The following is a 24,775-nucleotide window of genomic DNA, read 5'->3' as shown; positions in this document are numbered from 1 at the left end:
TAATCACGCGATACCGCCAACCCTGTGCCCGTCCAGGCCGCGACGACGAGGCTCAAGATCAGGCTATGAACCTGCCGATCGTCGGATTCGACTGGCAGATGGGACTACTGCCCCAGTTGATCGAACCGAACGCCGTCGCAACGACATTGCCGACGCCGGTGTTCACCGTCGCGGACAGGTACGGATAGGTACCGACCAGGTCGACGATTCCGGACTTGCCCGTGTCGGTGTTGACCCACGCAACGGTCACCTGACCCGCCGCCGGGATGGGTGCAGCGGCCGGGAACGAATCGAAGCGAATGTCACCCTTGGCGATGGGCGGATTGGATTCTGGCCCGGACTGGCCGGTGAGTCCGGTCAACGAGGCCAGCGACCCCTGATTCGGACACCCGATAGTGACGGCGGCGCCGCCGAAAGGGTGGGGCGGATCAGCCGAGGCGACTCCGGCGAACATGACGCTCGCGGCAATCGGTAGTCCGATGGCCGCGAAAACCCCGGCCGTGCGTGTGACGCTCATAGCTGCTCCTCGGGTCGACAACACTTTCCGGATACCCCTGGTACAACGCCCGAAACGAAGGAAAGACGACTATTCACACCCCCTAGACAACGCGTGTTGTCAGAACTACAGTCGGTGGTGCAGCTCACACCTATCTCTGCCGCGCGCAGACCAGTCCCAGGGAGTGTTCAGATGAAGCGCTACGACCTCCGCAGTCGCACGGATCAACTCGATCCCGAAACCGATTACGAAGAGATGTCGCGCATTCTCGCGGCGCAAGAGTTTCCCTGGGACATCAATCAGGCGCTCAGCTTCGCACTGTTTCGTACATACGCTGTCCCCTCGATCGGCAAGCTCCTCTTCTCCACGGGCGAGTTCACCGACAAGGTTCAGAAGCGCTACGACGACACCAGCCTGATCCTCGACGCCATCCTCGAGCACGGCCTCAGCAGCACCGAAGGCCGCCAGAGCGTGCGTCGAATGAATCAGATGCACGGCTCGTACGACATCTCCAACGACGACATGCTCTATGTCCTGGCCACCTTCGTCGTCACGCCGGTCAGATGGCTCGACGAGTACGGCTGGCGGAAGATGACCGACAACGAGATCGTCGGGTCGACGAATTATTACCGCCACCTGGGTCGGTACATGAACATCAAAGACACGCCGGACACCTACGAGGGCTTCGTCAAACTTCTCGACGACTATGAGCGCGAACACTTTTCATTCGATCCCGGCGCCCGAGCCGTCGCTGATTCCACCCTCGACCTGATGTGCACCTTCCCGCCCAACAACCTGGCACCGAAGGCTCTGGTCAAGGGATTCGCCTTCGCTCTCATGGACGATCACCTACTCGACGCCTTCCACTACAGGCACCCGAGCACTGCGATGCGCGTCGTCTCACGCGGTGCGCTGAAGGTCCGCGCGCGCCTGCTGCGGTTCTTCCCCGTGCGTACGAAGCGGAAATTCGCCCGCGAGCTGCCCAACATCCGCAGCTACCCGAACGGTTACAAGGTCGAAGACCTCGGCACCTTCCCCACGGGATGCCCGGTCAAGCACCTGCAGGCAGACCAGCAGGCCCAAGCGTAAGCAGGCCCCCATCGTGGAGTGGTGGAACTCCTGGCACCCGGGCTGATTCGCGTTTCTCATGCCTAGATGAGGGAGGAGTCGCGACCAGTACGACGAAGGGTGATCAATTCATGGTTCGTCTCGGCGTCGTGTCGACGCCCCTCTTCTTCGAACTCCATCAGTGCATAGAACCTGCGGGCGCGATCGTTGAGGGTGTAGACCTCGAGTGTCACCTCGCCGTGCATGGTTGTGGCGTGTTCGACCAACGCCCGCCCGACGCCCAACCCTTGTGACGCCGGCGCGACGAACAGTCCCCCGATTTCGGAGCCGATCATTCCCAACAGTCCAACGACAGCGGAGTTGTGCTCAGCGACCCAATTGTCGGCTTGAATCAGATAGACCTCTCGCATCTTCTGCTCGCGTTCGCCCGTCCCCTCACCCGCAAGGAACGGGTGGGCTTCACGGGCAGCGCGCGACCACAGGTCGACGACCACATCCTCATCCGAGGGCTGGTAGCGGCGAATGATCAGATCCTGGTTCACGATCCGACCATACCCTCAGGCGTCAGCGCACTGACCGGGCCGAAAGTGTTCAATTTTCGGATCCACGCAGGACGACCCCGACGTAAATCAGTGGAACAATTCCATTCGTTGCCGCTCCGCAGTTACCGCGTTGTGCAAGGGTTGTCCGATGACTGACGGTGATCCGACAACTGGGCGTGGAGGTCCGGCATCCTGGTGGAAGGTGACAGCGATTGTCACCGCAGTGCTTGTCACTCTCACATGCGGCGTCATCGTGTGGTCCTTCATGCCGCCGGTTGTGTACTTTCCGTTCTTTGCGCTCGCAGCCTCAGTACTGCTCGGTTTGGGCGGAGTGTGGTTGATACTCAGCCTGATTGGCTGGATGAAGTACAAAACTCTGCGTTTGAGCACGATCGCGCCGGTGATCGTGCTCGTCACCGGTGCGCTCGTGACCTTGTCCGTCCCTTCGCATGTTGCGTTTGCATTGTCGAAAGATTCGCTCGAAGCAGTGGCCGCGGATTGCCAGAAGTCGTTGGAAAACCGAACAATTGGCGTCTACCGGGTCCTGCAGGTCTGGCCCGTCGGCAACGGGTGCCGCTTCCACATCGAGGGCGGTCTGATCGATTCGATCGGACTGGCGTACTTACCCGACGGCGCACCATATCTCGGCAAGCCCCGCCGCGACGGCGAGATCGGATACCAGGAGTTCGACGGCGACTGGTACTCGTTCGTTCAAGCGTTTTAGCGGCGCGCAACTAGTCGACGAGCTTGGCCTTCAGAAGTGCGATCGTGTCCGCAGTGAGTCCGAGACCTTCGGTGAGATAACCGTCGACGGTTCCGTAATCGCTGGCTATCTGCGCGAGTCCAGCTTCCAGGTATGACGCATCGACACCGAGGGCCGGCTCGAGATTGGTCGCCACCTGCGGGCTCAGGGCCTGAGAGATCTGCGCAAGGATCTTCTCGTTGGTCGCCTGAAGGTAGGTGTTGCTCAACAGATAGTCGTCCATGATCGTCTGGGCGGGGACACCGGCGATGGACTGCAGCAACATCGCGGTCCAACCCGTGCGGTCCTTGCCTGAGGTGCAATGGAACAACTGCACCCCGTCACTCGCAGCGATGTCCGAGAGGACCTGCTTGAAGCCGGCACGGCGAACGGGATCGGTGACAAAACTGCGGTTGGTGTCGACCAAGAACTGCTTGGCCTCCTCCGGCGACTTGATCGTCGTCGCGAGCTGGGTGAGATCCTTGAACTCGATGGGGATGTTCGTGTACGTCACACCGTCCGGGAGTTTGTCCGCGCCACCGATGAACGGGTTGGAGATCTCGGTTGCGCCGCGCAGGTCATAGGCGTCGGCAAGCCCGAGGCCGGTGAGTGTCGTCTTGTCTGCGTCGGTGGTAGCGGTCAGCGCATTGGACCGGTAGATGACGCCGCGCTTGAGGTGTGAGCCGTCGACGGTGGCGTATCCCCTACCGTCGTTGCCGGCAACGTCGCGAAAGTTGGCCACGGAGGCCAAATTCGGTGTCGGCGCGAGGACAGGATCGAGCGAGCCGAGATCGACCGCTCCAAGCGAGCCTGTGTTGAGAGAGCCCAGGTCGAGCGGGATTGCCGTGGCGGGAGCAGCAAACATCAGACCACCTGTAACAACTAATGCGGCGGCCTTTGCAGTGCGAGCGAACAACATTCGTGTGCGTGTGGACATGTGGCAGTGCCTCTCTCTGCAGTTTGGGATTTGTGGTGTGGTGATCTGGAGTTACGGAGCGACATCACCGATGCCGGTAAATCCGTATCGCTGGTGAGGTCCGATGACTGCTACCTCGAACAGGCCTGTCCCGGTGCGGGTTACACCGCCCTCGACGAGGGTGAACCGAGCCAGGTTGTCGACCGGGCACAGCATCTTCTTCCACGATTCGATGTCCGAAACCTTTTCCCGCAGGCCTTGAACCACCAGTTCGCCCTGCCACATCCCGTGGCGCCAATCCTGCTCGAGTCCGTAGCCCGTGCCGACACCGATGTAGTTGGGCAGTATCGGTTCGCAGGTGATCTCCAGGATGTGGTCGGATTCGCCTGGTGCACCGGGGCGCCGGAAGTACAGAGTTCCGCTCTTCACCTCGCGAGTACCGGAAATGAACGTGAGCTGGTGGTCCGGTCGACCCAACCACTCCAGCTCGCGCGAGCGGTCCGCCCAGACGCGAGTCGCATCTTCGAGGATTCGGCGTCCCTGCTGATCTTCTTGAACGATCGTGACGATGGTGAAGTCGCCGAATTGCATGATCGAGTAAATCCAGAAGAAGTTCTGACTGCCGGCTATCGCCGGATCTGCCTTGCGTCCAGGCGGTTCCGCTTCGCCGACCGGTCGCACACCCCAGGACCGATCGCGATTACCCCGCCACGTCTCCGGGGTGACCGGGATGACGTCGCCGTCGACGGTCAGGGATCCGGACCATGTTCCGGTCTGCACGAATCGTTGCGTGTCGAAGGTGACTCGTTCGAGCTGGCGATGGAAATGTCTGGCCTCGAGATTGGCGGGGCCGTCGGACTCGAAGGTGAGGTCGAAGCTCAGGTCCGGCGCTTCGGGACTCGGGTCCAACACCACACGTAGGCGGTGCAGACCCTCGATGATTTCGATTCGCAGCGGGCCTACTGACAGGTCCATACGATCGTCACCCAAGGCTCGGGATGCCCGGAAGACAATATGGTCTTCGCCGCGCCGAAGAACCGCAAAGCCGTCGCATACACCAAGATTGGGGTACTGACCGAGACCGATGATGAGAAACAGCGGCTCGGTGTCGCCGTCGACGCCGGCATGGCAGTTGAAGTAGTAGCGGTCGTAGAAGTTTCGATCCGAGGTGCCCACGTGGCGGATGGTCTCGGCGATCTGATGTACCGGGTAGTCGTCGAGCGGGGACAGTGTCATCGTGCATCTCCTGTTGTGAGCGGGGATGTTGCGAGCGACTCCCAATAGGTGCCGTCGAGCATGGCTTCGAGTGTTTTGTGGTGCAGGATCATCTCGTCCGGGTTGTCGGGGAATTCGGCCTGACCGAAAGCCACTGCGCGGCTTTGGACTCGGAACATGATCACCGCGTGCCGCAGCGCGGCGTAAAGGATGTAGAAATCTAGATCCGCAACCTGGTGGCCGGAAAGCGAGCCGTAGGCCTCTGCCACGTCCTCGCGACGAAGGAAGTCCGGCATTCCGGGGAGTCCGGCCATGGCAGCGAGATCCTCGAAGAACCTGTGCTGGAAGATCATCCAGCCGAGGTCCAGCTCACGCGGCCCCAGTGTGGCCATCTCCCAATCGAGGACCGCCGCCGGCTCGAAGTCGCGGTAGATGACATTTCCGATCCGCGAGTCACCCCAGCAGAGCACTGCGCAACCGGCATCGACGGGAAAGTTCGCTTCGATCCAGTCGAAACCGCGCTCGATCAAAGGAGATCCTGGTCCGTCGGCTGTTGCCCACTCGTAATAGCGCCGCTGGTCCTCGAGGTGCGCGCGAAGTGCTTCTGCCCCAGTCGGTTCGGCACCATCGCGGCACAACTCGGGGAGTGCGAGGTGCGGATCGGCCATAGCGTGTAGCTCGGCGAGCACCCGGACCGATGACTGCTGGAGTCGAGAACAGTCGTCGGCCGAAGCTTCCGAGAGCCAGGATCCGAACGTGTACGGCATGACATCGGGCGGGATTTCGCCCTCACGCCGTTCCATCACGAAGAACTCGCCGCCGAGCGCGTCCGGGTTGCTCTCGGACCAGTACACCCGCGGGATCGGCACCGACGTGTGAGCGGCGACGGCGCTCATGACCCGAAACTGCTGGTCCAGGTTGTAAGACGGAAAGATCGGTACCGCACTGTCCCGCGGGGCGATACGGGCGACCAAGCGATGCTCGGCTCGAATCCCGTCCTCGATCCACGTCGCATCGAAAAGCACAGTCTCGTTGGACATGCCGTTCGCGGCCGGCACCTCGACCGAAGTCACGGAAGGTTTCGAGCCTCGCCACAGCACGGTCGCGAGCCAGCCTTCGAGGCTGCGCCGCATCTCCGCCGGGTCGTTGCGGGATTCGCCGGGCCTGGCAAATTCGGCGTAGTCGGGATCTTCGCCGGAGTTTTCTGTTTCGGTTCGAAGGTTCATCACCACTCCTCGTGGTTCGGTGGCGCCGATGCGCACGTGCCGATTGTCGATACAATCTGTATCGACTAAAGCCGTGACAGAATGTAACGGCCATCACAGCGATACCGCAAGGGATTTGCCCAAAATGTCCAAAGATTCCGAAACTCAGCACCGCCTGGGCCCGCAGCGAAACCCTGCAATCGACGACGCAGTACTGGACGCGACCAGGCAACTGTTGGAGGAAAAGGGGTACGCCGGCACATCCATCGACGCCATCGCGACGCGCGCGGGAGTCGGGCGTCCAGCCATCTACCGTCGGTGGCCGTCGAAGGCACACATCGTCAACGACGCGATCTACCCCGTGCTCGACGTCGAACAGGGCGCGGACATCGACACCGAACTCGGCGCCGAGGGCACGATCGCGGATCAGATTCGCGCGCTGGTGCACGGCGCGGTTGCTCTGTTCGCAGCTCCCGCCACGCGAGCCGCTGCTCCCGGATTGATGGGCGAAGTGCGAACAAACGCGGAATTACGCGACGTTCTCGTGGTGCGGCAACTGGCCGGAGTCCGCGTCGAGCTGAACCGTCGACTCGAGGCGGCGAGAGAGCGCGGCGACATCCGAAGCGGCGTCGACGCCGACGCTCTTCTCGACATCATGGCGGGCGCGGCCATCTTCGCGCTGTCGGTTCGTGACGTCTCGGACCCGGGACCGTTTGCCGATTCTCTTGCCGACATAGTGCTGAACGGCATACTCCCCGACGACAACTAGGCGCCAACCTCGCCGACTATCCTGTGGGGCATGACCGAGCCTGTAGCGACCGCTGACCTTGCCGACGAGATCGGACCCGACATTCGTAGCTGCGACACGCAGTTCACCCAGTTCGGTGGACGTGAAGTCTTTGCAGGCCCCATCACCACCATCAAGTGCTTCCAGGACAACCTGCTCGTTAAGCAGACCCTCAGCGAACCCGGCAACGGCGGAGTCCTCGTCGTCGACGGTGACGCGAGCATCCACACCGCGCTGGTCGGCGACATCATTGCCGGCCGCGGCGTCGACAACGGCTGGGCAGGCGTCATCGTCAACGGAGCCGTCCGCGACTCCGCGATCCTGCGCACCCTCGACATCGGCGTCAAGGCTTTGGGCACCAACCCGCGCAAGAGCACGCAAACCGGTTCGGGCGAGAAGAACGTGCCGATCGAAATCGGCGGAGTCACCTTCAACCCCGGCGAGATCGTCTACAGCGACCAGGACGGCGTCGTCGTTCGCGAAAGCTAGTCAGAAGTCGCGGGATCAGGCGGGGGCTTCCACTTTGGCGGCCATCCCGCCGATCTCGACGACATCGCCGTCACGAAGCTGACGGCCCCGACGATCTTCGACCTCACCGTTGACCGAAACCATGCCGTCGGCGATCACTTCCTTCGCCTCCGCGCCCGATTCGATGAGGTTCGCGAGCTTGAGAAACTGACCGAGCCGAATCATTTCGTCGCGGATGGGTACTGCTGGAATGTTGTCGGTCATGTCAATCATCTTCCTCCTCCCACAAAACTGGACACGACAGACCACACTTAGCGTGAGGATCTGATCGACCGGTAGGAGAGGAAGCTCGATGGCACCATTGACCGAGGTATCGGACACCACTGCAGAGTTGGTGGAATCGCCACCCGAAAATCCGCGCCAGGCGCGTCGATTCCGCAAAGGGCGGTTCAGCCAGGTTCCCCATATCTCGGGACTGATCCTCGGAGTCTTCTCCGTACTGGTGTTCCTGTGGAGCCTCTCGCCGGTACTGCGGCACATCCTCCGCGTCCCACGCGAATACATCGACAGCTACTACTTCGACGCACCGGATACGAGCCTGTCGTGGGCGCTCGTCGTCGCCCTGCTCGCCGCCGCCCTCGCGAGCCGCAAGCGCATCGCCTGGTGGCTGCTGACGATCTACCTGTCACTGATCACCCTCACCAACATCGCCTCCGCGATCGTCGACAAGAACCCGAACAACGCCGTGGCCGTTGTCGTTTTGCTTGTCGTGATCGGAATTCTCATCGCGGCGAGGCCCGAGTTCTACACACGCGTACGGCGCGGCGCCGGCTGGAAAGCACTCGGCGTGCTGATCGGCGGCATGGCTGTCGCGACCGTGATCGGTTGGGGCCTTGTCGAACTCTTCCCGGGCGACCTACCGCAGAACCAGCGATTCCTCTGGGCCTTGAACCGCGTCACCGCGGCGGCTTCGGTCGACAACGAGGTGTTCGACGGCCACCCGCGTGTCTTCGTCAACACGGTCCTCGGTCTCCTCGGTGCCATCGCGCTACTCGCCGCCGTCATGACGCTCTTCCGCGCGCAACGCTCCAACAACGCCCTCACCGGAAATGACGAGTCCGCGATCCGCGGGTTGATCCAGAACTTCGGTGCCGACGACTCTCTCGCTTACTTCGCCACCCGCCGCGACAAGGCGGTCATCTTCGCGCCGAGCGGCAAGGCCGCGATCACGTACCGCGTCGAGATCGGCGTCTGCCTCGCCAGTGGTGATCCCATCGGTGATCCTGAAGCGTGGCCGCACGCCATCGAAGCGTGGCAGGGGCTCGCGTCGCAGTACGGCTGGGCGACGGCCGTCATGGGCGCCAGCGAAACCGGGGCGACGGCATACAAGAAGGCGGGCCTGAGCGTCCTGCAGCTCGGCGACGAAGCGATCCTGCGCACCCGCGAGTTCAATCTCAACGGACGCGACATGCGCCCGGTGCGCCAGGCGGTCACCCGCGTGAGGCGTCACGGCGTCACCGTGCGGATGCGACGCCATCGCGACATCCCGCCCGAGGACATGGCAGCCGTCATCATCCGCGCCGACGACTGGCGCGACACCGACACCGAGCGCGGCTTCTCCATGGCGCTCGGCCGACTGGGCGATCACCTCGACGGCGATTGCCTCCTCGTCGAAGCCGTCATGGGTGAAGGCACCGAGGACGAAAGCGTCGTCGGCATGCTCTCGCTCGTGCCGTGGGGACCGAACGGTGTTTCGCTCGACCTGATGCGCCGTAAGCCGACGGCGCCCAACGGTGTCGTCGAATTGATGGTCTCGGAGTTGGCCACACGTTCGGACGAGATCGGCGTCGTGCGAGTTTCGCTCAACTTCGCCGTGTTCCGCTCGGTGTTCGAGGAAGGTTCGCGCATCGGCGCGGGCCCGATCCTCCGCATCTGGCGCTCGGTGCTCGTCTTCTTCTCCCGCTGGTGGCAGCTCGAAGCGCTGTACCGCTCGAACGTGAAATACCAGCCGGATTGGGCGCCGCGCTTCCTCTGCTTCGAGGACAACCGCGAACTGCCGCGCGTCGGATTCGCGTCGGCCATCGCCGAAGGCTTTGTGGTGCTGCCCAGTTTCGGGCGCAAGTCCAGCCAGGTCGTCAAGCACACCGGTACGCATGCGGCGGTGCCGGCAGCTCTGGTGACGTCCGAAGGACTGCATGCCGACGGCAGCCCGCCGGACTCGGCGCCGACGGTCACGACCAACGGTCCGCGTCGACCCGAGCAGGTCCGCGTGCGCATGAACAAGCTCGCGCAACTGGCCGACGAAGGGATCGCCGCGTACCCCGTCGCCTATCCGCCGACCCACACGATTGCCGCCGCAGCGAAGTCACCGGAGGGCACCCGCGTGCGAATCGCGGGACGCCTCCTGCGGGTCCGCGACTACGGCGGAGTGGTGTTCACGGACGTGCGCGACTGGTCCGGCGACATCCAGGTTCTGGTCGACCAGGACAACGTCGGCCGCGAGAAGTTGGCGGAGTTCGCTGCCGAGTTCGATCTCGGTGACCTGATCGAAGTCAGCGGAACCATCGGGCGCAGCCGCAAGGGCGAGCTGTCGCTCATCGCCGTCGAGTGGCGCATGAACGGCAAGTGCCTGCACCCGCTGCCGGACAAGTGGAAGGGCCTCTCGGATCCCGAGACCCGCGTCCGCCAGCGGTACCTCGACATCGCCCTCAACCCGAAGGCCCGCGAACTGCTCGAGGCTCGAAGCGCCGTCGTGAAGTCGCTGCGCGATTCACTCGGTGGTCGCGGATACCTCGAAGTCGAGACCCCGATTCTGCAGCAGGTGCATGGCGGCGCGAATGCCGCTCCGTTCCTGACACACATCAACGCGTACAACCTCGACCTCTATCTCCGCATCGCACCCGAGCTGTACCTGAAGCGGTTGTGCGTCGCCGGTATGGAGAAGGTGTTCGAGATCGGCCGCGTGTTCCGCAACGAGGGCGTCGACTTCAAACACAATCCCGAGTTCACGATCCTCGAGGCCTACGAAGCCCACAGCGACTACGAGGGCATGATGCGGATGTGCCGCGAGCTGATCCAGGCGGCGGCCGTCGCAGCATTCGGTCGCGAGATCATCATGCGTCCCGGCCCGGACGGCGAACTGGTCGAGGTCGACATCTCCGGTGAGTGGCCGGTGAAGACGATGCACGGCGCCGTCGCCGAAAAACTTGGTGTCGACGTCTCCCCCGAGACAAGTCTCGAAGACCTGCAGAAGTTGTGCGACGCCAATGAGATCCCGTACCAGTCCAGCTGGGATACCGGCGCCATCGCGCAGGAAATGTACGAGCATCTGGTCGAGGACTACACGGAGTTTCCGACGTTCTACACCAACTTCCCCACCTCGATGTCGCCGCTCACCCGGCCGCACCGCAGCATCCCCGGCGTCGCCGAGAAGTGGGACCTGGTGGCGTGGGGCGTCGAACTCGGAACCGCATACAGCGAGCTGACCGACCCTGTGGATCAGCGCAACCGGCTCACCGAGCAGTCGATGCTCGCGGCCGGCGGCGACCCGGAAGCGATGGAATTGGACGAAGACTTCCTCCAAGCCCTCGAACACGCGATGCCGCCGACGGGTGGTCTCGGGATGGGCGTCGACCGAATCGTCATGCTGATCACGGGTGGCAGCATCCGCGAGACGCTGGCCTTCCCCCTCGCGAAACCGCGTCAGTAGTCCGGATTCTCGCGTGCCGGAATTGTTCCACGTGAAACCACCGGGCGAGATCTTGCAGGTCGGCGAGAGCCGACTGCATGTTCTTGCCGAGGGCGACGGCCCCGTCGTCGTCCTGTGCGGTGGGCTGGCGGGCAATTGGTTCGACTGGGATGACTGCGCGCGTCATCTTCAGTCGGACCACACCGTCGTCCGCTTCGATCGCCCGGGCTTCGGGCTCAGCGAGCCTACTTGCGAAGTTCCGACCGTCCGCGGCGAAGCTCAGCGGATCCGCGACGTGCTCGACACTCTGGGACTGAGTGGTCCGGCCGTGGTGGTCGGCCACTCCATCGCCGGCTTCTACGTCGAAGGCTTCGCGCGCCTGTTCCCCGATCGGGCGGCGGGGATGCTCCTCCTCGATTCCAGTGCCGAGAAGGAGCCGAAACGTCTTTTCCCCCGCGACCTGCTGCTGATCGCCTCCCGAGCCGCCGCGGCTTCGTTCAGCACCACCGGGCTCCAACGACTCCTCGGTACGACGACGCGCAAGATCCTCAACCAGTCCGTGCCGCCGAGTGGGTCGTCCGAAGCCACTCTCGAATGGGTCCGGAAGATCTACCGCGAGCCTCATTATCTGGAAGCGGCGATGATCGAATACGTCGCGTACACCGATATGGCGCTGGAGCTCACCGCTTTACGACGCTCGAGCAAGCATCCACTGCCCGACATCGACCTCAGCGTCGTAGCCGCACACACTGGCCACACCACTCCCTGGTCCATCGCCTGGATGGCAAAGCAGCAGAAACTCGCCACCTACCTCGGTGGGAGTTTTCACGTCCTGCGCCCGGCGCATCACCACGCGATGATCGACCAACCCGAGGAGTTGGCGAACTTGATTCGGCGCCTCACGCAGCCGAACCGTCGGGGATGACACTTAAAGTTACAACTCGGACAGTAGCCGGATCATTGCTAGTCTCGGACAGCTTCTGCTTTCTACGACAGGCTGACCATGGACCGTTCGACACGTCGGGTGCGCTCGTGCCTGATTTTCGTGGCGATCCTCGTTGTCGCCCTGGCGGGCATCGCCGCCCGTCCGCCCGGTTTTCTGTCGACCTTCTGGCCCGCCAACGCGATCCTTCTGGGCATTCTCCTCCGTAACCCGCGCTCGTTTGCGCCGATCGGACTCGCTGTCGGCGGCGCAGCGCTGCTGACGGCGGATCTTGCGACCGGAAGCCCCGTGCAGAGGGCCTTCGAACTGAATGCGATCAATCTGGTCGGCGTCACGACAGGATTGATCGCCGCGAACTTGCTCGGCTGCTTTCCGCGGCGAATCTCCGAGACGAAGTACACGGCCAGAATCTTCCTCATCTCGGTTCTGGCGTCGTTCACGGCCGGGTCCGCCAGCGCACTACGCACTCAACTCCACGAAGGAAGCGGTGCGGCAACGGAATTGGTGGGGTGGTTCTTCGCCGACCTGTGTACGTATCTGATCGTGCTGCCGATCGTTCTGTCGGCACCGACGCTCGAACACATTCGAAGAACCTGCGGGCCGTCCGTGCGGCAGAGTCTGCGCTTGAGGCGGCTCGCACAGATCCTGGCACCTCTGGCCGCTCTCCTGGCCTGTCTGCCACTCGCCCTGGAGGTCCAGGGAGCCCTTGCGCTGCTGCTGCCGATGCCGGCGCTCCTGTGGTGCGCAATGCGTGTCTCACTGTTCAGCACTTCGCTCCTGGCAGCCGGATGGAGCGCGTGGGCACTGGTCATGGCGGGTAAGAGACGTCTGGCACTGGCAGATCCGGTGCACCTACTCAGTGAGGGGGTGACCACCCGGATCTCCGTCATCTTGATGGCACTCTCCCCCATCGCCGTAGCCGTCGCCACTGGCGCACAGCGGCGCGCTGAGCGAGAACTCCAACGCATCGCCGAATGCGACGCCCTCACCGGAACGCTGAGTCGCCACGCGTTCTGGACCCAATCGCAGGAACTCCTCGACGCCCAGCACGCGGCACAACGACCGATCGCCGTCATGATGCTCGATCTCGACCACTTCAAATCGATCAACGACAACCTCGGCCACCTCACCGGCGATTCGGTCCTCGAACAGTTCGGAAACACCCTCCTCGCCGCTACCGAAGGGCTGGGACTCTCCGGCCGACTGGGTGGTGAAGAATTTGCCGTCGCCGCCGCCGACTGCACCTTCGAGGAAGCCATCCAGCTCGCGGAGCGCATCAGAGAGGCGCAAGAGGCCCACGCGCGATCCATTCGCGGTTTCGCGGGAACGGTCAGTATCGGCGTCGCCTGGGCCGATCGCGCGATGCCGGGCATGGAGACTCTGCTCGATATCGCCGACAACGCGATGTACCAGGCAAAACGCGACGGCCGAAACCTCGTGGTGGCGTTCGATCTGTACATGGCAAGGTGACGTAGGTGCAACTACTCCTGATCCGACACGCTCTCCCCGAACTGGCCGAGGTCACCGAAGGCCGCGCAGATCCCTCGCTGACCGACGAAGGTCGTGCCCAGGCACTACGGCTGCCCGCAGCACTGGCGCCGTACCGGATCACCGGGCTCTTCAGCAGCCCGCAGAAGCGCGCACTGGAGACCGCAGCCCCGGTAGCGCAGATATTGGGCCTTCCGGTCACCCAGCGCGAGGGTCTGGCGGAATACGACTACGAGCAGCCGCACTACATCCCGATGCACGAGGTCCTGGAGCGGGCGCCGGAAACCTATGCGCGCATCAAAGCCGGCTGGCTCCCCGAGTCGGTGGACGGCGACGCCTTTCGTGCGCGAGTCCTCGGTGCGATCGACGAGATAGTCGCGGCAACGGACAACGACGCCACCGTGGCGATCTTCTGCCACGGCGGCGTCGTCAACATCGTTCTGCAGGAACTGCTCGGACTGGAGCGCCCGTTGACCTTCCCGATCGAGTACGTGTCCGTCACGCGCATTCTCGTGTCGCGAAACGGAAGCCGCAGGGTCGGGTCGATCAACGAAACCGGTCACGTACGCAACATGCTTCGCGTGTAGTCACACGTTGTGGCACGCCACCTGATGGCCGCCCTCGACGAGACGCAGCTCGGGAACTTCCTCGGCGCAGAGATCAGTAGCCAGCGGGCACCGCGTGCGGAAGCGGCAGCCACTGGGCGGATTGAGCGGCGAGGGCAGTTCGATGACCTTCTGCTCGACGTTCTGCGCCGCGGTGACGGTGGCGTCGGGATCGGGAATCGACGCCAGCAGTAGCTGCGTGTACGGGTGCAGCGCGCGGTTCTGCATGTCTTCTGCGGGAACGATTTCGCAGACGCGGCCCAAGTACATGATCATCACGCGGTCACTGATGTTCTTCACGACGGCCATGTTGTGCGCAATGAACAGCAGCGACAGCCCGTGACGCTTCTTCGCGTCCTCGAGCAGGTTCAGAATCTGCGCCTGCACGGAGACGTCGAGACTCGAGACCGGCTCGTCACAGATCAGGACCTTGGGGTCGAGCATCAATGCGCGGGCGATGCACACGCGCTGGCACTGACCACCCGAGAGTTCGCGTGGGGTTCGGTCCCACACCATGTCCGGGTCCAGCCCGACCTCGGCAAGAACCTCGCGCGCCCGAGCTTCGATGGCGGCCTTGTCTTTTCCGCCCCAGATCGACGGACCCTCGGTGATGAGAGCTTTGACCTTGCGTCGTGGGTTCAGCGAGGAGATCGGGTCCTGGAAGATCATCTGCAGCTGAGTGCGGCTGCGACGCAATTCTTCCGCGCCCAGTGCCGTCATTTCCGTCTCTCCGAGGCGGATCGAGCCCGACGTCGGTGAGGGCAACTGCATGATCGCCCGGCCCGCCGTGGACTTGCCACAGCCGGATTCACCGACCACGCCCAAGGTTTCGCCCGGCGCGACGGTGAAGCTGATTCCGGACACGGCGTGAACCGTCTGCCCCTTGCCGACGTTGAATTCGACGACCAAGTCCTCGACCGTCAGGGCCGCGTCCACCGTCTCAGGCTTTCTGGTATCCACCGATGCAGTCATCAGACCATCTCCTTCACCGCGAGCGTCAGGCCCGCTGCGGTAGTGCCGGCCTTCTCGTTGGCGACCAATGCCGTTGTGCCTTCAGGGGTGTCGACCGGGTAGTGGCACGCGAACGTGTGGCTTTCGGTTGTGTTGTCCCCCGGTCCGCCGGGAGCCAGGGCCGGGTCGCCGGTCAGGCAGTCGTCCTGGGCGTAACGGCAGCGGGCGGCGAAGCGGCAACCGGTGATCGGCTTCGTCATGTCCGGGAGCCCACCCGGAATTGTTTGCAGCACTGTGTGCGTCGGTGATTCGAGTCGCGGAATCGCAGCCATCAGCGCTTCGGTGTACGGGTGACGCGGACGAGTGAACAACTCTTCGGTCGCCGACGTTTCCACGACGGAACCGGCGTACATGACGGCGACACGATCGGATCGGCCCGAGACCACACCGAGGTCGTGGCTGATCAGAATGACGGCCATGTTGAGCTTGTCATTCAGTGAGGCGAGCAGATCGAGAATCTGCTTCTGCACCGTCACGTCGAGAGCGGTGGTCGGCTCGTCGGCGATCAGCAGTTTCGGCTCGCAGGCCAGCGCCATCGCGATGACCACACGCTGACGCATACCTCCCGAAAGTTCGTGGGGGTACTGATCGAGCCGACGCTTGGGCTCGGGGATACCCACCATCGACAGGAGTTCCGCAGCGCGATCGCGGGCCGCGTCCTTCTTCAGACCCAGGTGGAACTTCAAGGATTCGGTGATGTGGGTACCGATGCGCTTGAACGGATTGAGCGAGGTCATCGGATCCTGGAAGACCATGGCGATCTCGGGTCCCCAGAAGTGCTTCATCTCCGACTTCTTCATCGTCGACATGTCGCGGCCGGCAAACGTCACCGTCCCGCTGATGTCGAGAGCCGGACCCTTCTGGAGCAGTCCCATGATGGTGCGCCCGAGAACCGACTTGCCGGAACCGGATTCACCCACGATGCCGAGAGTCTCGCCGGCGGAGACGTGGATCGAGACACCGTCGACTGCTCGCAACTGGCCACGGGGAGTCGCGAATACGGTTCTGATGTTGTCCGCCTGCAGCAGCGGAACGCCGTTCTGAGCTGAAGTGGTCACAGCTTACTCCGATACTTCTCGCCGATGAGGTTGAAGGAGAACACCGTCAGGAAGAGGAAGACGCCTGGTACCAGGACGATGAACGGATGCTTCTCCACGATCCCGCCCTGACCTTCCGCAATCATGTTGCCCCAGGTCGGATCAGGTTGTGCGATACCGAGTCCGAGGAAGCTCAGTGATGCTTCCGCGACGATCAGGCCGGAAACGGCCACCAGGCCGAGCGCGGCGACGGGAACGAGGACGTTGGGAACCAACTCGCGCCAGATGACGCGCCATTTGGTGGCGCCCATGGCTCTCGCGGCAAGCACGAACTCCCGTTGGGCGACGACGATGGTGTTTGCCCTGGCGATTCGAACCATGCTGGGAATGCAGAGAATCGACAGTGCGAGGGTGATGTTGCGCAGGTTCGACGTGAGCACCGCGGCCAGTGCGATGAGCAGCACCAGAGAAGGAATGGCCAGCAGCGAGTTGGTCAGGATTCCGACCACGGCGTCGACCTTGCCACGGAAATAGCCAGCCATGACGCCGATGGTGCCACCGATGATCATGCCGATCAGCACGGCGCAGATGGCGACAGTCAAGGAAGCGCGCGCACCGAACAGGGCGCGGGCGAGCAGGTCGAGACCGAAGTTGTTGGTACCCAACGGATGATCGGAGAGCAGGCTCGGCGATGCGAAGCCCGGCTCGGCCAAGGTCTTGACCGTGTCCTTGTACTCACCGAGCGGCAGCAGCGGCGCGAAGATCGCGGCCAGGATCAGCGCGACCAGCCAGATGCACGCCAACCAGTACGAGAGATCGAACTGACTGCCCCACTTGGACGTACCGAGTTTGCCGAGCCCCTTGAAGAGGAAAACCAGGGCAACGAGCGCGAGCACGATGCGGACGGTCATCATGATCGCTGAACCGAAGAGTGCGGTGCCGAGCAGCGCAACGCCGACCACTGTGAGAATCGATCCGATCAGGACCAGATTCTTGGGCTGTTCCAGCGTCTCGACGGGACCGGGAGCCAGCAGGACTGTCTGCTGCCGGTATGTCATCACCTCGGACGGGGCCGGCGACGGGGCCGCTCCGTCTGGCGTCACTTCAGACATGGACACGACGACTCCTCGGGTCAAGATAGGTGTACAGAACATCGATCGCACTGTTGACGAGGACGTAGATGACCGCGATCACGACCACCGCGCCGAGCAGCATCGGCGAATCACCCTGCTGCGCTGCGCGGACGATGAGCGTGCCCATTCCGGGCAGCGAGAACAGCGTCTCGACGATCACGGTGCTGCCGATCATGCCGCCGAGAGCCAGACCCATCATCGTGATGAGCGAGAACGACGACGGGCGGAGCGCGTCACTGAAAAGCACTCGCAGCGTGGGCATTCCCTTGGCCTTCGACGCGAGGATGTAATCCTCACGGAGCGTCGTCACCAGGTCGGATCGGAGAACGCGAGTGAACATCGCCATCTCGAGGAGGCTGATGGTGATCGCGGGAAGTATTGCGTGTGAGAGGTTTCCGGAGAGGCTGTCGCCGATGCGCACCCACTGTGATCGCGGGAACCAGCCGAGCCAGTTGACGGTGACCATGATCAGCAACAGACCGGCGAGGAAGCTCGGGACGGAAAGAACACCGAATGTCGCGGCGCTGATGACGCGGTCGATGACGCCGCCTTCGTGGTGCGCCGACCAGAGTGCGAGCGGAACTGCGACGACGAGTGCGATGACCAGACCCATCACTGCCAACTGAACGCTGACGGGGAGAGCGGAACTGATCGCGGTGAGGACGTCCTGCTGCGGGGGAACAAGCGAGTTGCCGAGGTCGCCCTGGAGAGCGCTGGTCAGCCAGTCCCAATAGCGAACCAGGAGTGGATCGTTGAGTCCGAGCTGCTGCCGAACTTCCTCGTACTCGGCAGGCGTTCGGCCTTCACCGAGAACGGAGACAGCGGGATCGCCGGGGATCAGTGATGCCAGCACGAAGGTTCCGAAGCTGACGATCAGGATCACAATGACGAGCTGGCCCAATTTCTTACCTATTGCGCCGATGTTCATCGATTTCGTCTCCTTCGGACAGCGAGCTCGCAATACACAGCAGTTCCTCTGATTTCATTTCTTCGTTCGCAGCCGGCCCCGATCCGCTGCAATACGGGCGCGGGGCCGGCTGTGAACTTCAGGCTCTCTAGGACTTCCAAGCTCCGTCGAAGAGCACGATTCCGTCGAGGCTCTGCTCGAGTCCGTGAACGTTCTGGTTCCACACGTCGAGTGCGGCGACGTTGCCCCACACCTGCCACGGGACGGTCTCGTTGGCGCGTTCCTGGATCTGTGCCAGGACTGCCTTCTTGTCCTCGTCGGTGGTTGCGACGCCCAACTTGTCCAAGAGAGCATCCATTTCGGCGTCGGAGTAGCCGGTCGCGTTGTTACGGCCACCGGACTTGATGCCCGTGTACAGACGCTCGTAGGGATCGGCCTCGGCGAGGCTCAGTGCTGCGGTGCTCATGTCGTAGTCGTGATCGGCGTACATCCGCTTGACCAGATCACCTGCACCGGTGACGTATTCGATCTGAGCGTCGAAGCCGACTGCGTTGAGCATCGCCTGGATGGCCAGAGCCGTTGCCTGTGCGGACGGTTCCTGGATGGAGAGGAAGGTGATCTTTCCGTCGTAGCCGTCGGCCTTGGCCTGATCGAGCAGTTCCTTCGCCTTGGCGGGATCGACGCCGATCGGTGCGACGTCGTTGTGCCAGCGCGAGGTGTCCTGGAAGATCTCCTGGCCGGGCAGTCCCTTGCCGTTGTTGACGCGGGTGTTGAGCGTCTCCGGATCGACGGCCAGCGCCATCGCCTGGCGGACACGGACATCCGAGCCCGGGCGGCCCGGGGCCATGTTCACGTTGGCGATGTAACCGAGCGACGGGATGTCGACGAAGCCGGGGTAACCCGACTCGATCAGATCCAGGATCGGGGTGAGCGTACGCATGTACGCGGCGTCGATGCCGCCCGTCTTGAGTGCTTCGGCGGTGGGCTGAGCGCCGACGATGCTGATCAGCTTGAGCTTGTCGATGTTCGGTGCGCCGTCGTAGTAGTCGGGGCGAGCAGCCAACAGCAGTTCCTCGTTGGGAGCGAACTTCTCGAGGGTGAAGGCGCCGGCGCCGATCGGGGTGAACTGGTCACCCTGCTGGGCGCTCGGGGCGACGATCATGCCGGGTCCGGTGGCGAGCATCGACTGGATGCCTGTCCACGGATCAACGAGGTTGAAGACTACGGTCGTCGCGTCGGGGGTGTCGATCGAGGCAACCTTGGAAGCCCACAGGCTCGACTGAGGTCCCTTGTTGGTGACGTAGCGGTTGATGCTGTCGGCGACGGCCTTCGAGTCGAGAGCTGTGCCATCGCTGAACTTCACACCGTCGCGGAGCTTCAGCGTCCAGGTCTTGCTGTCCGAACTCGCTTCGAGCGACTGAGCGAGCTTGGGCTCGAACCTCTGCCCGATGGGGTCGTAACGCATGAGCACGTCGTAGATGGCGCTGAGCTCGCTGCCACCGGTGGCGCCGGCAACCTGAGCCTTCGCGGGATCGAGAGTCGTGACCGCCGAGTAACCGCTGAACGTCAGCGTGCCGCCCTTGGTGGGAGTGCCGGGATCAGCCTGCTCGTTGACCATGCCGATCTTCAGTGAGGAACCGGAATCAGCGGATTCGCCGCCGCCATTGCTCGAGCCGTTGTCGGCGCACGACGCCAGGAACATACTTGCGGTGATCGCCAGCGCAGCCGCAGCCAATCTGCGACTTCCGCGGCGGGAACTACGACTCATTCGAATGCCTCCAAGGCGGGGTAAGACCGTGACGTGATGTTGAACACGAAACAGTCTGTGATGGGAGGCACAGAAAATTGGATCGAGTCTCGCTCAGTGGAATCGGTTAAGTTGCAGGCCTCAACAGTCAGGTAAACCGACCCTGGCCAGCGGTTACCTTCGTGGACAGCAGACCAGCCGGTCTAGTCCCGGTCGAGCGTCGCTTCCTCGAGATCGAGCTCGCGAAGCACCTTCCGGAGGACCTCGTCGTCGATCCGGCCGGCATCGCGTTCGGCGATGAAGACGCCTCGCTCGGCATCGATCATCTCGAGGCGCAGCGAGCGGAAGGCGTTCGACGGGCTCTCCCCCAGATCCTCGTCGCTGCGTCCCAGTCGCTCCCACGCCGAGTTCGCGCGGTGGGTGTTCCAGCTTCGCAAGATGTCCGCAGCACGATTGCGGACCTGAGGGACGTCGTCGGCGTCGGCTCCGACCAATTCGTCCAGCCGCGCCGCAGCGGCCCGTGCAGCCTTGTCCTGGGCTGCCGCCTCGGCGCGGGCGTCGGACTGCTCTTCATCCCCCTGCACGCCGAGGACACGGATCACCCACGGCAACGTCAGGCCGTGCAGCAACAGCGTGCCGACCACGACGACAAACGTCAGGAAGAGGATCAGCGACCGCCCCGGGAAGTCCTCCCCACTGTTGACCGTCAGCGGAATGGCGAAGGCAGCTGCCAGCGACACGACCCCTCGCATACCGGCCCACGACACGACGAACACCGCCCGCGCCGAAATCTCCGGCTCCCTCGCTCGAATACGCGGCGACAGCCAGCGCGGTACGTACGTGAACGGGAACACCCAGGCGATTCGGACCACCACGACGGTCACGAGAACGGCAACCGACGCCCAGACGACGATCGAAGTGCTGTACCCCTGCAATCCGTTGACGACACTGGGCAATTGGAGACCGATCAACAGGAAGACGAACGACTCCAGGATCAGGTCGACGGCCCTCCACACTGCCGTGTCCTGCAAACGCGTCGCATAACTCGCGCGGGTGGAGCGCTGGCCGAGGAACAATCCGGCTACGACGACCGCGATGACGCCCGACGCGTGGACCTCTTCCGCAGCGAGGTAGGTGAAGAACGGCACCACCAATCCGATTCCGCTCTCCATCACCGGATCCTGGAGCTTGCCGCGAACCTTCGAGATGACGAACCCCACCGCGAGGCCGATCACCGTTCCACCGACCGCCGCGACGAGGAAAGTCTCGAAGCCGCCGATCAGCGTCGCACCCGTACCGACGGCAGCCGCGAGAGCGACCTTGTACGCCGTCAGAGCGGTGGCGTCGTTGAGCAGGCTCTCCCCGCCCAGCAGGGTCATGATTCGGCGCGGCAGGCCGAGCTTGCGTCCGATTGCGCTCGCGGACACCGCGTCCGGCGGCGCCACGATGGCGCCGAGAACCAGAGCAGCCGCTATCGAGAACTCCGGCACGATCAGGTAGGCGACAAAGCCCACCGCAGCCGTCGTCGCCAGGGGAAGCCCCACCGCGAGAAATCCGATCGGACGCAGATTCGAGCGCAAAGCCAGGTATGAACTGTCCAGTGCTGCCGAGTACAGAAGTGGAGGCAACACGACGAACAGGACGAGGTCTGGATCGAGTTCCAATTCCGGAACACCCGGTATCTGACAGGCGATCAAACCGACCAGGACGAGGATCAGCGGCGAAGACAGCCCGAACCTTCGCGCGACCGCCGCCACCAGCAACGCCGCTACTACAACCCCCAGTAATATGCCGTTCACCCTGGCAGCATGCAGTATGGAAGGCGATGAAGAAAATCCTGAAGCGAGCAGCAGCTCGCACACAGCAGCCCGCACCCGCTCCCACCGGTTGCGAGGAACTAACCAATGCGCCCGAAACAGACCCGGCGGCGCTGACGCCCGGCGTCTGCCAGGAGTGCGCCGAGTTGGGTGAGGATAACTGGTCTCACCTGCGCATGTGCCTGTCCTGCGGCCACGTCGGATGCTGCGATTCCAGCCCTCATCAGCACGCCACCAACCACTACCGCGAAACCGGGCACCCGGTCATGCGCTCACACGAGCCCGGCGAATCCTGGCGCTGGTGCTACGTCCACGACCTGATGGACTGACCGCGCGCGACTGGCGGTGCACTGCGCATAGTGCCCACCTGTCACGGCGCACAGCCCTCGGTGTTGCGCACATTGCTCAATCCACCGGGTAGCTATTGCTCAATCTGTATGCCGATGATGGACTTTGACGCAGAATCTGCACAACAGATCGACAGGTGCGGCTGGACTTTGCCGCACCGAACGGTTCGGCCTCAGGAAGTCCTGCCAAACATCACAACCACATCGTCGGCCCCACGATCTGGGGTACAGGCGGTGCGGTGATCGATGTCCACTACTGAAGGCAGGACCGGCCGTGAACAGCCCCAACATCGACCAGAACGCTCCCGAGTCACTGGCGGAGATCGAGAAGCGCGTTCTGTGGTTGTCGACCGCGATGATCCATCACGCCAACCGTGTCCGTCCGAATCCCAGTGGGCTCAAGGTCGGCGGCCATCAGGCCTCGTGCGCGTCGATGGTCTCGATCATGACGTCGCTGTGGTTCGGCCAACTTCGTTCCGGCGACCGGGTTTCCGTCAAGCCGCATGCGGCGCCGGTGCTCCACGGCATCAACTATCTGCTCGGCGAACTCGACGAGTCCTACCTGACGACTCTGCGCGAATTCGGGGGCCTGCAGAGCTACCCGAGTCGATCGAAAGATCCTGATCCGGTGGATTATTCGACCGGTTCGGTGGGTATCGGCGCGACGGCTCCCATCTGGGGCGCCATCGCTCGCCGATACGTAGACGCCTCCCTCGGCGGCGCCGGAACCGGGCGTCAGTACTCCCTGGTCGGTGACGCCGAACTCGACGAGGGCGCGGTGTGGGAAGCAGTTCTCGATCATTCGGTTGCCGAACTGGGTGAGATCGTGTGGATAGTCGACCTCAACCGCCAATCACTCGACCGGGTGGTGCCGAACATCGCGGCAACCCGCCTGGAGCGCATGTTCTCGGGTGCCGGCTGGCAGGTCATCACCGTGAAGTTCGGTGCGCTGCTGGAATCACTGTTCACCCGGCCGGGCGGCACCGCGTTGCGCGAACGAATCCTGGACATGCCGAATCCGGAGTACCAGCGCCTGCTGCGATGCACGGCCGACGAGGTACGTCTGAGACTGCCCGGCGACGCGGCGGACGCCGACGCGATCACGGCGCTGATCGACGACCTCGACGACGCCACGGTGCTCGAGGCCATCCGCAATCTCGGTGGCCACGACCTCGACGCTCTGCGAGAGGCGTACGCACAGATCGACGACACCCGTCCCACCGTGATCATCGCGTACACCATCAAGGGTCGGGGCCTGCCGACGCAGGGTCATCCGCAGAACCACTCGTCGCTGCTCACCGCCGAGCAGTACGAGCACCTGGCGTCGGAACTCGGCATGGACCCGTCGAAGCCCTGGGAACGGTTCGAGACCGACAGCCCGTCCGGCCGCATCTGCGCCGAAACCGCTGGGCGCCTGGCTCGCCCGAAGGTGGAGCATCTGGTGCCCCCGGCAGTTCCGAAAGACATCGGCCGTACGCCCTCCGGCACGTCCACCACTCAGGCAGCTCTCGGCCGGGTACTACTCGACCTCAGCCGCGAAGCGCCGGACGCCGCGAAACGTGTTGTCACACTGAGCCCGGACGTCAGTTCCACCACCAACCTCGCAGGCTGGCTGAACAAGGTCGGCGTGTGGTCCCCCGACGAGCGGCACAACTGGTTTGCCGACGACGCCGAAACGATCATGCACTGGCGTGAGAAGCCCACCGGTCAGCACATGGAACTCGGTATCGCCGAGACCAACCTGGTCGGACTGATGGGCGAACTCGGTGCGACCTGGAGTCGTTGGGGCCAGCCACTCTTCCCCATCGGGGTGATGTACGACCCCTTCATCGAACGGGCTCTCGAACCGTGGTCGTACGGCATCTACGCCGGAGGGCAGTCGATCATGGTCGGCACTCCGTCGGGCGTCACCTTGGCCGCCGAAGGTGGTGCGCACCAGTCGATCAAGACCCCGTCCATCGGACTGGAACAGCCGGGTTGCACCAGTTTCGAACCGGCATTCGCCGTCGACGTGGAGTGGACGCTCCTCGACAGCATCGGACGCCTCGGTCGCCCGGACGGCAGCTCGTCGTATCTGCGCCTGTCGACCCGTCCGGTCGATCAGGCCCTGGCCGCGGTACCGACCGATCCGGCTGCGCGAGAACGCCGTCGACGTCAGGTGGTGGCCGGGGCATACACACTGCGGCACAACCCTGATCCGGCCGTCACCCTGGTCGGCATGGGTGCCACCGTCACCGAAACACTGGTCGCAGCCGAAAGACTAAGCGAGCAGGGCATTTCCGCCGACGTCGTCTGCGTGACCAGCCCCGGCTTGCTCTTCGAAGCACTCCAGTCTCGGCGCGGTCTCGCGGACGGTCCGTCGTGGATCCTGAATCAGGTCTTTCCGAGCAGCCGGTCCGCGCCGATGGTGACCGTTCTCGACGGGCACCCGCACACCCTCGCGTTCCTGACGGGAATCAACAACGTTCCGGGTGCTGCGCTCGGAGTGAGCCGGTTCGGTCAGGTCGGTTCGCTCGAGGACGTCTACCGGTACCACGGCCTCGACTCCGACAGCATCGTCCGCGCTGCCCTCGATCTCACTTCTTGATCGATCACACTCTCTGATGCCGAGAA

The 24,775-nt window shown here is 63.4% G+C and carries 22 protein-coding genes; 10 read left to right on the top strand and 12 right to left on the bottom strand.

The genetic code is table 11. The features are described from left to right. Nucleotides 1-58: 58 nt before the first annotated feature. Nucleotides 59-517 carry a hypothetical protein gene (locus tag GN300_RS11415; RefSeq protein ID WP_003943607.1) on the bottom strand — a complete coding sequence of 153 codons (459 nt, stop codon included), beginning with the start codon at nucleotides 515-517 and terminating at the stop codon, nucleotides 59-61. A 171-nt stretch (nucleotides 518-688) separates the two neighbouring features. On the opposite strand from GN300_RS11415, the gene GN300_RS11410 reads away from it, so the two are divergent. Beyond that, complete coding sequence (locus tag GN300_RS11410; protein ID WP_063315304.1) at nucleotides 689-1,585, top strand: oxygenase MpaB family protein; 897 nt, start codon at nucleotides 689-691, stop codon at nucleotides 1,583-1,585. Nucleotides 1,586-1,647: 62 nt separating this feature from the next. On the opposite strand, the gene GN300_RS11405 is transcribed toward GN300_RS11410, so the two are convergent. Next, nucleotides 1,648-2,106 (bottom strand): GNAT family N-acetyltransferase, encoded by a 459-nt coding sequence (locus GN300_RS11405; RefSeq protein ID WP_063315305.1) that lies wholly within the window; start codon nucleotides 2,104-2,106, stop codon nucleotides 1,648-1,650. Nucleotides 2,107-2,254: 148 nt separating this feature from the next. Here GN300_RS11405 and GN300_RS11400 point away from each other — a divergent pair, with 148 nt between their 5' ends. Next, nucleotides 2,255-2,830, top strand: a complete 576-nt coding sequence (locus GN300_RS11400; RefSeq protein WP_233405622.1) for a hypothetical protein — start codon at nucleotides 2,255-2,257, stop codon at nucleotides 2,828-2,830. 10 nt (nucleotides 2,831-2,840) lie between these two features. Here the strand turns inward: GN300_RS11400 and GN300_RS11395 are convergent, their stop codons facing one another. Genes GN300_RS11395 through GN300_RS11385 form a run of 3 tightly spaced genes read right to left on the bottom strand, consistent with a single transcriptional unit; the run spans nucleotide 2,841 to nucleotide 6,205 of the window. Then, nucleotides 2,841-3,785, bottom strand: a complete 945-nt coding sequence (locus GN300_RS11395) for a tyrosine-protein phosphatase (protein ID WP_050656381.1) — start codon at nucleotides 3,783-3,785, stop codon at nucleotides 2,841-2,843. Between the two features lie 51 nt (nucleotides 3,786-3,836). Continuing rightward, nucleotides 3,837-5,000 (bottom strand): hypothetical protein, encoded by a 1,164-nt coding sequence (locus tag GN300_RS11390; protein WP_063315307.1) that lies wholly within the window; start codon nucleotides 4,998-5,000, stop codon nucleotides 3,837-3,839. Next, a complete protein-coding gene (locus GN300_RS11385; RefSeq protein WP_063315977.1) occupies nucleotides 4,997-6,205 on the bottom strand; it encodes a phosphotransferase family protein in 1,209 nt (402 codons plus the stop codon). Before GN300_RS11385 ends, GN300_RS11390 begins: the two co-directional genes overlap by 4 nt. Before the next feature lie 124 nt (nucleotides 6,206-6,329). On the opposite strand from GN300_RS11385, the gene GN300_RS11380 reads away from it, so the two are divergent. Both GN300_RS11380 and rraA read left to right on the top strand, forming a co-directional pair. Continuing rightward, nucleotides 6,330-6,953 (top strand): TetR/AcrR family transcriptional regulator, encoded by a 624-nt coding sequence (locus tag GN300_RS11380; RefSeq protein ID WP_063315308.1) that lies wholly within the window; start codon nucleotides 6,330-6,332, stop codon nucleotides 6,951-6,953. Nucleotides 6,954-6,983: 30 nt separating this feature from the next. Then, nucleotides 6,984-7,460 carry a ribonuclease E activity regulator RraA gene (rraA, locus tag GN300_RS11375; RefSeq protein ID WP_003943552.1) on the top strand — a complete coding sequence of 159 codons (477 nt, stop codon included), beginning with the start codon at nucleotides 6,984-6,986 and terminating at the stop codon, nucleotides 7,458-7,460. A 15-nt stretch (nucleotides 7,461-7,475) separates the two neighbouring features. Here rraA and GN300_RS11370 read toward each other — a convergent pair whose 3' ends face one another. Next, on the bottom strand, nucleotides 7,476-7,703 hold the full coding sequence (locus GN300_RS11370) for an RNA-binding S4 domain-containing protein (protein WP_003943569.1): 228 nt from the start codon (nucleotides 7,701-7,703) through the stop codon (nucleotides 7,476-7,478). An 88-nt stretch (nucleotides 7,704-7,791) separates the two neighbouring features. Here GN300_RS11370 and lysX point away from each other — a divergent pair, with 88 nt between their 5' ends. The 4 genes from lysX to GN300_RS11350 all read left to right on the top strand — a co-directional run bounded on the left by lysX (nucleotide 7,792) and on the right by GN300_RS11350 (nucleotide 14,145). Then, nucleotides 7,792-11,148, top strand: coding sequence for a bifunctional lysylphosphatidylglycerol synthetase/lysine--tRNA ligase LysX (gene lysX, locus GN300_RS11365; RefSeq protein WP_063315309.1), 3,357 nt, complete (start codon nucleotides 7,792-7,794; stop codon nucleotides 11,146-11,148). 13 nt (nucleotides 11,149-11,161) lie between these two features. Further along, a complete protein-coding gene (locus GN300_RS11360) occupies nucleotides 11,162-12,052 on the top strand; it encodes an alpha/beta fold hydrolase (RefSeq protein ID WP_082845703.1) in 891 nt (296 codons plus the stop codon). Between the two features lie 78 nt (nucleotides 12,053-12,130). Then, nucleotides 12,131-13,540, top strand: a complete 1,410-nt coding sequence (locus GN300_RS11355) for a diguanylate cyclase (protein ID WP_063315310.1) — start codon at nucleotides 12,131-12,133, stop codon at nucleotides 13,538-13,540. Nucleotides 13,541-13,545: 5 nt separating this feature from the next. Beyond that, nucleotides 13,546-14,145 carry a histidine phosphatase family protein gene (locus GN300_RS11350; protein ID WP_003943544.1) on the top strand — a complete coding sequence of 200 codons (600 nt, stop codon included), beginning with the start codon at nucleotides 13,546-13,548 and terminating at the stop codon, nucleotides 14,143-14,145. Here GN300_RS11350 and GN300_RS11345 read toward each other — a convergent pair whose 3' ends face one another. The 6 genes from GN300_RS11345 to GN300_RS11320 form a co-directional block, all read right to left on the bottom strand. Beyond that, nucleotides 14,146-15,135 carry an ABC transporter ATP-binding protein gene (locus GN300_RS11345; protein ID WP_063315311.1) on the bottom strand — a complete coding sequence of 330 codons (990 nt, stop codon included), beginning with the start codon at nucleotides 15,133-15,135 and terminating at the stop codon, nucleotides 14,146-14,148. Further along, nucleotides 15,135-16,232 (bottom strand): ABC transporter ATP-binding protein, encoded by a 1,098-nt coding sequence (locus GN300_RS11340; protein ID WP_003943600.1) that lies wholly within the window; start codon nucleotides 16,230-16,232, stop codon nucleotides 15,135-15,137. Before GN300_RS11340 ends, GN300_RS11345 begins: the two co-directional genes overlap by 1 nt. Further along, nucleotides 16,229-17,323, bottom strand: coding sequence for an ABC transporter permease (locus GN300_RS11335; protein WP_007735813.1), 1,095 nt, complete (start codon nucleotides 17,321-17,323; stop codon nucleotides 16,229-16,231). Before GN300_RS11335 ends, GN300_RS11340 begins: the two co-directional genes overlap by 4 nt. Further along, on the bottom strand, nucleotides 17,316-18,272 hold the full coding sequence (locus tag GN300_RS11330) for an ABC transporter permease (RefSeq protein ID WP_003943571.1): 957 nt from the start codon (nucleotides 18,270-18,272) through the stop codon (nucleotides 17,316-17,318). Before GN300_RS11330 ends, GN300_RS11335 begins: the two co-directional genes overlap by 8 nt. Before the next feature lie 127 nt (nucleotides 18,273-18,399). Beyond that, nucleotides 18,400-20,019 carry an ABC transporter substrate-binding protein gene (locus GN300_RS11325; protein WP_063315312.1) on the bottom strand — a complete coding sequence of 540 codons (1,620 nt, stop codon included), beginning with the start codon at nucleotides 20,017-20,019 and terminating at the stop codon, nucleotides 18,400-18,402. A gap of 182 nt (nucleotides 20,020-20,201) precedes the next feature. After that, complete coding sequence (locus GN300_RS11320) at nucleotides 20,202-21,797, bottom strand: Na+/H+ antiporter (protein WP_030536674.1); 1,596 nt, start codon at nucleotides 21,795-21,797, stop codon at nucleotides 20,202-20,204. A 26-nt stretch (nucleotides 21,798-21,823) separates the two neighbouring features. On the opposite strand from GN300_RS11320, the gene GN300_RS11315 reads away from it, so the two are divergent. Both GN300_RS11315 and GN300_RS11310 read left to right on the top strand, forming a co-directional pair. After that, on the top strand, nucleotides 21,824-22,144 hold the full coding sequence (locus GN300_RS11315) for a UBP-type zinc finger domain-containing protein (protein WP_003943615.1): 321 nt from the start codon (nucleotides 21,824-21,826) through the stop codon (nucleotides 22,142-22,144). 292 nt (nucleotides 22,145-22,436) lie between these two features. Beyond that, nucleotides 22,437-24,749, top strand: a complete 2,313-nt coding sequence (locus GN300_RS11310; RefSeq protein ID WP_063315313.1) for a transketolase C-terminal domain-containing protein — start codon at nucleotides 22,437-22,439, stop codon at nucleotides 24,747-24,749. Nucleotides 24,750-24,775 lie beyond the last annotated feature (26 nt).

This window comes from Rhodococcus sp. Ni2 (assembly GCF_021352185.1).
GTDB classification, from domain to species: domain Bacteria; phylum Actinomycetota; class Actinomycetes; order Mycobacteriales; family Mycobacteriaceae; genus Rhodococcus_F; species Rhodococcus_F qingshengii.
This window is presented reverse-complemented; position numbering and strand designations above follow the sequence as displayed.